Raw genomic sequence first — 9,014 nt, 5'->3', positions numbered from 1 at the left:
GGGGCCGGTACAGCTGATCGCGCCACGCGCCGCCGGGCTGCATCACCGGCGCGGGCCGGGGACTTTCAAGGCGAGTCGCCGCCGAGCGATGGAGCATCATGCCCGGCGAGACGGGCGAGGGCAGCACGCGCGGGCTGGTTAGCCACGGTTTGCCGCCGCCCCATTCGCAGTGGATGCCGCCGAACGGATCCTCGGGGCGTGCTATCTGTTTCACCTTCACGCCGAGGGCGATCAGCTCGTCCCGCAGCCAGCGGTAGCTGATGTTCGACAGGCCGTTGCCGTCCCCGGCAGAAGGATAGCCGCCGCCGACGTCGGAATGGATCCCGGCGAACTGCGCCTGCACGATGCCGTCCCGCGGCTGCCAGCAGGTGGGCGTGAAGTCGAGGCGCTCCTCGTCAATGGCGATGGCCTGGCGGCCAAAGCGCACCCGGTCGCTGAGTTTTGTATCGGCAAACTGGTAGACATCAAGCCGCCGCTCGCTGGCGTAGCGCGGGATGCCCAGCGCGCCGACGGTTTCCCATACCGCCACCGCTTCAACCGGCACGTCGGGCAGCAGGTCTGCGTCATCAATCGGGCGGTGAAACAGCTGCGGCAGCTGTTCAAGAATGCGGGCCACCAGCGGCTGCGGCGTGCCTGAATGCTGACGATAGCGGATCCACGCCGCCACCGCCCGGGAGCAGGCGCTTGCCTCATCGTCAAAATTGACCGTAGCCGGATTGAGCAACCCGCATTTGGCAATCATGCCCGCCAGCGCGCGCGCCGTATACGCCCCGCGGCTGAAACCGTTGAGGTAGATACGGTCTCCGGACGCGTAGTGGCGGGAGATAAACAGATAGCCGCGCACGATATGGCAAATCGTGCCCGCACCAAAAATACCGCCGAGCATGCGCAGCAGCCAGTTGCGCGAATCCCCGACGCCGTGAATGTAATGGGCGACCTGAATCATGCTGCCGCCGGCGTCGGTGAGGGCTTTTTGATATTCGTCGGTAAGGTCCGGATTAACGGCAACGGCGCTACCTTCAATGTCACCGTAGAGCCGCCAGACGTTGGTAAAATCGGGCAGGCCGTCTTTGTCGTCGTCCTGGTTCGGCGTATTCCACGTGCCGTCCGCGCAAAAAATAATATTTTTATTCATGGCGATAGCCTCGGGAGAGGGAGAAGGTCCACTGTAGACAATTCTGCCGGCAGCGTCATCTGGAAATCCCGCTCGCATACTATAGTATTACGTTATGAATACTATCGAAGACACACTCAACGCGCGCATCAGCGCCCGCATCCGCATCGAACGCGAGTCCCGCGGCTGGTCCCTCAGCGAGCTGGCCGACAAAGCCGGGGTTTCCCGGGGGATGATCCACAAAATTGAGCGCGGAGACAGCAGCCCCACCGCGGCGCTGCTCGGGCGCCTCTCCGGGGCGTTCGGTATCAGCATGTCAACGCTGATAGCCCGCGCCGAAATGCAGGAGGGCAAGCTACTGCGCTTTGAAAACCAGCCGGTGTGGCGGGATCCGCTCAGCCACTACCTGCGCCGCCACGTCTCGCCCCGCAGCGATCTGCCCATCGACCTGGTGCAGATAGAACTGCCTGCGGGCAGCGATATTCCGATGCCCGCCTCATCTTACGCCCTGGCGCGCCAGCTGATCTGGCTCCAGCAGGGTACGCTGCTGTTTATTGAAGGTGATACCCAACACGCGATGCGCCCCGGCGACTGCCTGGAGCTGGGGCCGCCGAGCGACTGCCGCTTCGTTAACGACAGCGACAGTCCCTGCATTTATCTGATCGTACGCCTCAACCATTCCGGCTCGTAATGCCAATCCAGAGCGGGTCGGCGGGACTAGTCTCAGATAACCCCCGCAATGTTTAAAGGAGATAACCATGACTTTTGAAAATTCCCGCCGCCGCTGGGTGCTGGCGTCGCGCCCGGTCGGTGAGCCGACTGCAGATAATTTCCGTCTCGAAGAGAGCGACATCCCCGAGCCCGGCGAGGGCGAAGTGCTGCTGCGCACGGTCTATCTTTCCCTCGATCCGTACATGCGCGGGCGGATGAGCGACGCGCCGTCCTACTCGCCGCCGGTCGAGGTTGGCGCCACGATGGTGGGCGGCACCGTCAGCCGGGTTGCCGCCTCGCGCCATCCTGACTTCAAAGAGGGCGAGTGGGTGCTGGGCTACGACGGCTGGCAGAATTACGCTATTTCCCGCGGCGAAGATCTGGTGAAGCTCGGCGACGCGCCGGAACATCCCTCCTGGGCGCTGGGCATCACCGGCATGCCGGGCTTTACCGCCTATATGGGGCTGCTGGACATCGGCCAGCCAAAAGCCGGAGAGACGCTGGTGGTTGCCGCCGCTACCGGGCCAGTGGGCTCCACGGTGGGTCAGATTGGCAAGCTGAAAGGTTGCCGGGTCGTTGGCGTTGCCGGCGGTAAAGCGAAGTGCGACTACGCGGTACAGCAGCTGGGCTTCGACGCCTGTCTCGATCACCGGGCAGATGACTTTGCCGCACAGCTTGCCGCCGCCTGCCCGCAGGGCATCGATATTTATTACGAAAACGTCGGCGGTAAGGTATTTGATGCCGTCCTGCCGCTGCTTAACACCTCGGCCAGAGTGCCGGTATGCGGACTGGTGAGCGGCTACAGCGCCACCGGGCTGCCGGACGGGCCGGATCGCCTGCCGCTGCTGATGGCCACCCTGCTGAAAAAGCGCATCCGCATGCAGGGATTTATTATTAATCAGGATTACGGCCACCGCATCGGTGAATTTCAACAGGCTATGGAGCAGTGGTTAAAAGAGGGGGCGTTCCACTATCGGGAACATATTACTGAAGGGCTGGAAAATGCGCCGCAGGCCTTCTTCGGGCTGCTGAAAGGACAAAATTTCGGCAAAGCCATCGTGCGTATTTCAGAAGATGACTAAAAATACAGCAGCGGTGCGTTCTGCACCGCTTTTTTTCGTGCAAATTCCCCGTCAGCGGCTTTAATTAATTCAGCGTATTGTCCAGTGGTTTTAATAATATGGCCCGCCTGAAGGTCAATAATAATGACGATACTCCCTTTCTTTTATCGAACACCAGGTTCGCCCCCGAACGCCACGGGGACTGTGATAATAGAAACAGGAACACGTATGCCCGATTTTGAGAAAGCCCAAAGAATGAGCCTCACCACGCAGGTTGAAGTGAATTTAAAAAGCGCGCTAATCGTTGGGTCGCTTAAACCCGGCATCCGACTGATTACCCGCGAAATTGCCGAGCAGCTCGGCACCAGTATTACGCCAGTACGCGAGGCGCTGCTGCGGCTGGTTTCCGCCGGCGCGCTGCAGGCAACCCACGCGCAGGCATTTCTGGTACCGGAAATCACGCTGGCGCGTTTTAAAGAAGTGAATCAGATCCGAAAAAACCTGGAAGGTATGGCGGCGGCGGCCGCAGCTGAAAGAATGGACGAAAGCCGGCTGGCGGATTTACGCGGCTACGTGCAGGCCTTTACGGCGGCGCGGTCCGAAGGCGACATGGCTAAAGCGCTGCAGGCCAACTGCGCGTTTCACTTTCGCCTCTACAATTATGCGGAGATGCCGACCCTGACAACGATGATAGAACAGCTGTGGGTGCGCATCGGACCGTGCTTTAACTATTTGCAGTCGCTGCCCTGTGAGATGTTAAACCAGCAGCGTTTCTTTGATGAGCTATTTGCCGCCCTCGAGCAGGGCGACGGTGCGAAGAGCGCGGCGGCGATTTGCAGCGCTATCGAGCGTGACGCGGCGCTGATCCAGCGTCAGTACTACAACTGAGAGAAGTCAGGTGCCGGACCCGCCGACACCCGATCTTTTCCAGACCTACATAAACTGATAAGAGACCGACAGCCCTACGCCGTAGTTTCGGCCCGGGGCTGACTCGTAGTAACGACCCTGGGATTCATTCACGATGACTGACCCCGCGTACTTGCGGTCAAACAGGTTATCAACCCGGCTAAACACGTCCATCACCCAGTTTCCTGCCCCGAACTTGTAGCCGGTATTCAGCCCAACCACCGTCCAGCTCGGCGCCCGCGCGCTGTTGGCATCGTTAGCCATAATGCCGCTCATATAGCGAATATCGCTGCCCGCGTACCAGCCCAGATCCGGCGCGTAGCCGAAGCTGGCGTAGCCCATATTGCGCGCAATGCCGGGGATGCGGTGGCCGTTGCAGTTGCCGGTGTTGCAGACGTTGCTGCGGTAGGTGGCATCCAGCCAGGTCCAGGCTGCTTTCAGCTTCCAGCTCTCGCCGAACTGCTGATCCAGCGCCAGCTCCGCGCCGCGGCGGCGGGTTTTGCCGGCGTTTTTGTAGCTGGTACGTCCGCCTTCGCTGCTGTCGACCACGATTTCATTGTCGGTATCCGTTTTGAACAGCGCGGCGCTGAACAGCCCGTTGCCGATGCGCGTTTTGCTGCCCACTTCAACGGTTGTATTGGTGGAAGGGCGCAGGTTCATGTTCAGGCCGCCTTCACCGTTAGAGCGATAGGAAAGCTCGTTAATGGTCGGCGTTTCAAAGCCGCGGCCCGCGGAGGCATACACGTTCCACGCGTCGTTGATTGCGTATTTAAGCGAGCCGGCCGGCAGCCACTTGTGATAGCTGGTATCGCCGCTGTCGTCGCCGTTGCCAGGGCGGATATAGTGATCGTTGGAATCAAAGTAGACCGAGCTGTAGCGCACCCCCGCGTCCAGGCTCAGCTTATCGGTAAGCTGCCACTGGGTTTGCAGATAGGGATCGACGTTCCACATCAGGTTGCGCTCTTTGCGGCGCAGGTTGCCCTTGTGGCCGTAGTCCGGCGCGCCATTCACCAGGTGGAAGTTTTCATAGCCCCGGCGCTGCTCGGTCATGGTTTCATAGTCCAGCCCGGTGGTGAAGGTCATCGGCACCAGCAGCTCGCCGCGGTGGGTCCAGCGGGTATCTATGCCCTGATAGTGCCGGTCGAGGTCAATCACGCCGCCGGCGTGGGTTGGCTTCTTCTGCGCCGCCATGGGGATTGACTGATACTGGGTCGTCTGGCGCTCGCCGGCGTACATCATCACGCTTAGATCGTCGTTCGCGGTCAGCGCGCGCTCGTAGCGCAGCCCGGCCTGGGTCTGCTTAAGATTTTTACGCACGTTGAACTGCTCGCCGCGCGGTGCCTGGCGGGGCTTGTCGCGCCACTCGGCCTTGGTGAGTCCGCCCGGATCGTCAGCTTTTACGTCCACGCTGTTAAACATCAGCGTGAGCTTGCTGGCGTCGTCAATGCGCACCCCGAGCTTGGCGTTGGCCAGGTTTTTACGGGTGCCGCTGTGGTCGCGGTGGCCGCGGGTGGTGAAGCGGGTGCTGGAGACGGTGTAGTCCACGTCGCCCGCCTGAGTGCCGTCGCCGGTGGCGCCGCTGGCTTTCAGGCCGTAACGCCAGGTGCCGTAGCTGCCATAATAGCTGCTGGCTTCAACGGTGGTCGGCTGCTGGCCGGTCTGGGTGGTGACGTTAATCACCCCGCCGGAGGAGTTGCCGTACAGGGCAGAGAAGGGCCCGCGCAGCACGTCAACGTGGTCGATGCTGTTGATATCGATATTCGACGTCTGGCCCTGGCCGTCCGGCATGGTGGCCGGTATACCGTCGACGTACAGGCGGATCCCGCGCACGCCGAACGTCGAGCGCGAGCCGAAGCCGCGGATCGACAGCTGCAGATCCTGAGCATAGTTTTGCCGGTTCTGCACCTGCAGGCCCGGCACGGCGCCGAGAGACTCGGAGAGGTTAATGCGCGGTGCCGCCTGGCGCATGTCGTCGCCGTTAACCACGCTGACCGCGGCCGGCGTATCCAGCTCGGAAACCCCCTGCGGCGAGGCGGTCACGATCATCGTCTGGCTGTCTGCTGCGTGCGTGACGGGAATAAGTTGCAATAGCAAAGCCGAAAGGGCGGCCCTGCGAACAGTGATGATTTTCATATCTTTCTCATTTGATGGCGCAAATGGAATCGGTGTCGATATGGTAAAGGGTTTGTCCGTTTATTTACATCTTTACAGTACTTTGCACTCGCGATTTGCTGATTTTGCTTAGCAATTGCGGCGGAATTGCGCAAAAAAAGAAATAGAACTCCACAATGTCTTCACAAATGATTACTATTCTCATTAGTGTTCAAAATCAAGAGAGTGCCGAACTGCACATTGCCCGATGGCACTTTTTCACCTCAGGCGCAGCGCTGCGCCTGTTTTCTCAAAGGGAGTCGTCATGTCATTACCTCAGCTTATCGCTTCACCGCTGCGCCGCACGCTGCTGCTCAGTTCCTTACTGCTCACTGGCGCGTTCGGCGCCCACGCCGCCGACGAACAGCTGCGCAAGCCTGTTGGAAAGGGCGCGTATGAAATGGCGGTTAGCCCGTCGGAGAACGCGCTGTGGGTAGCCACCTCCCAGAGTCGCCAGGATAAAGGCGGCGTGGTTTATCGTCTGGATCCCGCTACTCTGGAGATCACCCAGACCATCCACAGCGATCTGAAACCTTTCGGTGCCGCAATTGATAACCAGACCCAGGTGCTGTGGTTTGGCAATACCGTTAACGGCGCCGTAACGGCGGTAGATGCGAAAACTGGCGATATTAAAGGGCGCGTGGTGCTGGACGGCCGCCAGCGCAGCGAAACCGTGCGTCCGCTGGCGCCGCGCGAGCTGGTAACCGATGACAAAACCAACACCGTCTACATCACCGGCGTGGGCAAAGAGAGCGTGATTTGGGTGGTTGACGGCGCGGCCATGAAGCTGAAGGCCACCATTGACGGCCTCGGCACCCGCACCACCGCGCTGGCGCTCGACAGCGACGCGAAGCGTCTGTACACCGTCAGTGGTGAAGGCGAGCTGATTACTATCGACACCGCCAGCAACCGCGTGCTGTCGCGCCACAAGCTCGACGCTGACGGCAAAGAACACTCGTTCCTCAATATCGCCCTCGACAAGGCCAGCCACCGCGCCTACATCACCGATTTTAAACAGCCTCAAGTGCTGGTGGTGGATTACCAGAACGGCAAAGTACTGAATAAGATTGCGGCGCCGGCATCGCTGGCGGTGCTGTTTAACCCGGCCCGCAACGAGGTATACGTGACCCACCGCCTGGAAGGGAAAGTCAGCGTTATTGATGCGAAAACCAATAAAGTGGTGAAAACCTTCGACACGCCGCCGCGCCCGAACAGCCTGGCGCTTTCCGCAGATGGTAAAACCCTCTACGTCAGCGTTAAGCAGGAGTCGAGCCGCGAAAAAGAAGCTACCGCACCGGACGACGTTATCCGCATCGCGCTCTGACAGGCGATGCAGAATACGAAAAGGGAAGGCCGAGGCCTTCCCTTTCTTTTATTACCCGCGTGTAAACTACGATTTTGCGGCTTCAACCTGAATAGCGTTAACCCGCTTGCGCACGCCAAACCAGCCCGCCACCAGAATCACCGCCAGCACCGGGATTGCTGCGATAGTGTAGGTGCCGTTCGGATAGTCGAATGCCATCAGCACCAGCACGCTTAGCAGGAACAGCAGCGTCAGCCACGAAGTCACCGGCGCGCCCGGCAGCTTGAAGCTGACGTCGGCGCATTTGCCTTCTTTAATGGCTTTGCGCAGGCGCATCTGGCAGACGATGATAAATGCCCAGGAGGCGATAATGCCCAGCGACGCCACGTTGAGGACGATTTCGAACACCTGAGAGGGCACCAGATAGTTCAGCACCACGCCCAGCACGTAGACCGCGAGGGTGGCGAGGATCGCCGCGTGGGGCACGTGCTGGCGGCTCATCTTCGACATAAATTTCGGTGCCGAACCGCCCAGCGACATGGAGCGCAGAATGCGGCCGGTGCTGTACAGACCGGAGTTGAGGCTGGAGAGCGCCGCGCTCAGCACCACGATATTCATGATGCTGCCAACGTAAGGAATGCCGAGCTTCGAGAAGAAGGTGACAAACGGGCTCTGTCCGGCCTGATAGGCGTTCCACGGCAGCAGCAGCACCAGCAGAACCACTGAACCAACGTAAAACAGGCCGATGCGCCAGATAACACTATTGATGGCCTTCGGCACCATGGTCTGCGGATCTTTACACTCGCCGGCGGCGGTGCCAACCAGCTCAATAGAGGCAAAGGCGAATACTACCCCCTGTACCAGCACCAGCGCCGGCAGCAGGCCGTGCGGGAACAGGCCGCCGTTATCGCTTATCAGGTGAAAACCGGTGGCGTTGCCGTCCAGCGGCTTGCCGCTGCCGAGAAACACCGTGCCGACCACGAGGAAAATCACAATCGCCAGCACTTTCAGCAGGGCGAACCAGAACTCCATTTCGGCAAACCACTTCACGCCGATCATGTTCATGGTGCCAACCACCGCCAGCGCGCCGAGGGCGAACACCCACTGCGGCACGTCGCCAAACGCGCCCCAGTAGTGCATATACAGCGCCACCGCGGTGATATCGACAATCCCGGTCATCGCCCAGTTGACGAAGTACATCCAGCCCGCCACGTAGGCGGCCTTTTCACCGAGGAATTCACGGGCGTAAGAGACGAAGTTGCCGCTGGAGGGGCGGTGCAGCACCAGCTCCCCGAGCGCGCGGAGAATAAAGAAGGAGAAGATACCGCACACCAGATAGACCAGCGCCAGGGAAGGGCCGGCCATCTGCAGGCGCGCGCCCGCGCCGAGGAACAGGCCGGTGCCGATGGCTCCGCCAATAGCAATCATCTGCACGTGGCGATTGCTCATCGCTTTGTGGTAACCCTCTTCATGAGAGTTAAGCCAGCGGCGCTTGGCAGCGTGTTGCTCCGCTGCGCTATTGTGTTGTTTACTCATTAGGATACCTGAATTACCTGTCATTACCCCTGCCGGGGGCCCTAAAACAGCGGACGGTTAAACGATTGCGTCCGACAGCGCAATGTCCTGACTTTCTCAGCATTCTGACGTCGAGATAAGGCAAAACCTGGCGAAGCATCCTACCTGCAAATGATTAGCGACGCAAAATATAACCCTGTTGAAGTTATTCACTTTTGAATGATTGTTAACTGCATCACCAATCATTCAAAAG

General features: G+C 59.8%; 7 protein-coding genes. 4 read left to right on the top strand and 3 right to left on the bottom strand.

The genetic code is table 11. The annotated features are described in order from the left end of the window. A partial coding sequence (locus QZ766_RS12750) for a DUF2235 domain-containing protein (protein ID WP_297202524.1) occupies positions 1-1,135 on the bottom strand: 1,135 nt, incomplete at its 3' end. A gap of 94 nt (positions 1,136-1,229) precedes the next feature. Between QZ766_RS12750 and QZ766_RS12745 the strand changes: the two genes are divergently transcribed. The 3 genes from QZ766_RS12745 to QZ766_RS12735 all read left to right on the top strand — a co-directional run bounded on the left by QZ766_RS12745 (position 1,230) and on the right by QZ766_RS12735 (position 3,774). Then, positions 1,230-1,805: an XRE family transcriptional regulator gene (locus QZ766_RS12745; protein WP_297202521.1), complete on the top strand. Its 576-nt coding sequence runs from the start codon at positions 1,230-1,232 to the stop codon at positions 1,803-1,805. Between the two features lie 67 nt (positions 1,806-1,872). Continuing rightward, positions 1,873-2,907: an NADP-dependent oxidoreductase gene (locus tag QZ766_RS12740; RefSeq protein WP_297202519.1), complete on the top strand. Its 1,035-nt coding sequence runs from the start codon at positions 1,873-1,875 to the stop codon at positions 2,905-2,907. 207 nt (positions 2,908-3,114) lie between these two features. Next, positions 3,115-3,774 carry a GntR family transcriptional regulator gene (locus QZ766_RS12735; RefSeq protein ID WP_297202517.1) on the top strand — a complete coding sequence of 220 codons (660 nt, stop codon included), beginning with the start codon at positions 3,115-3,117 and terminating at the stop codon, positions 3,772-3,774. A gap of 45 nt (positions 3,775-3,819) precedes the next feature. Here the strand turns inward: QZ766_RS12735 and pqqU are convergent, their stop codons facing one another. After that, positions 3,820-5,925: a TonB-dependent receptor PqqU gene (pqqU, locus tag QZ766_RS12730; RefSeq protein ID WP_297202515.1), complete on the bottom strand. Its 2,106-nt coding sequence runs from the start codon at positions 5,923-5,925 to the stop codon at positions 3,820-3,822. 283 nt (positions 5,926-6,208) lie between these two features. Here pqqU and QZ766_RS12725 point away from each other — a divergent pair, with 283 nt between their 5' ends. Beyond that, the gene (locus QZ766_RS12725; RefSeq protein ID WP_297202513.1) at positions 6,209-7,267 is read left to right on the top strand and encodes a YncE family protein; all 1,059 of its coding nucleotides are present in this window, start codon (positions 6,209-6,211) and stop codon (positions 7,265-7,267) included. A gap of 66 nt (positions 7,268-7,333) precedes the next feature. Here QZ766_RS12725 and ansP read toward each other — a convergent pair whose 3' ends face one another. Further along, positions 7,334-8,782 (bottom strand): L-asparagine permease, encoded by a 1,449-nt coding sequence (gene ansP, locus QZ766_RS12720; RefSeq protein ID WP_297202511.1) that lies wholly within the window; start codon positions 8,780-8,782, stop codon positions 7,334-7,336. Positions 8,783-9,014 lie beyond the last annotated feature (232 nt).

Origin of the sequence: uncultured Pluralibacter sp. (assembly GCF_913775985.1) — a bacterium.
In the GTDB taxonomy this organism is placed as follows: Bacteria; Pseudomonadota; Gammaproteobacteria; order Enterobacterales; family Enterobacteriaceae; genus Pluralibacter.
This window is presented reverse-complemented; position numbering and strand designations above follow the sequence as displayed.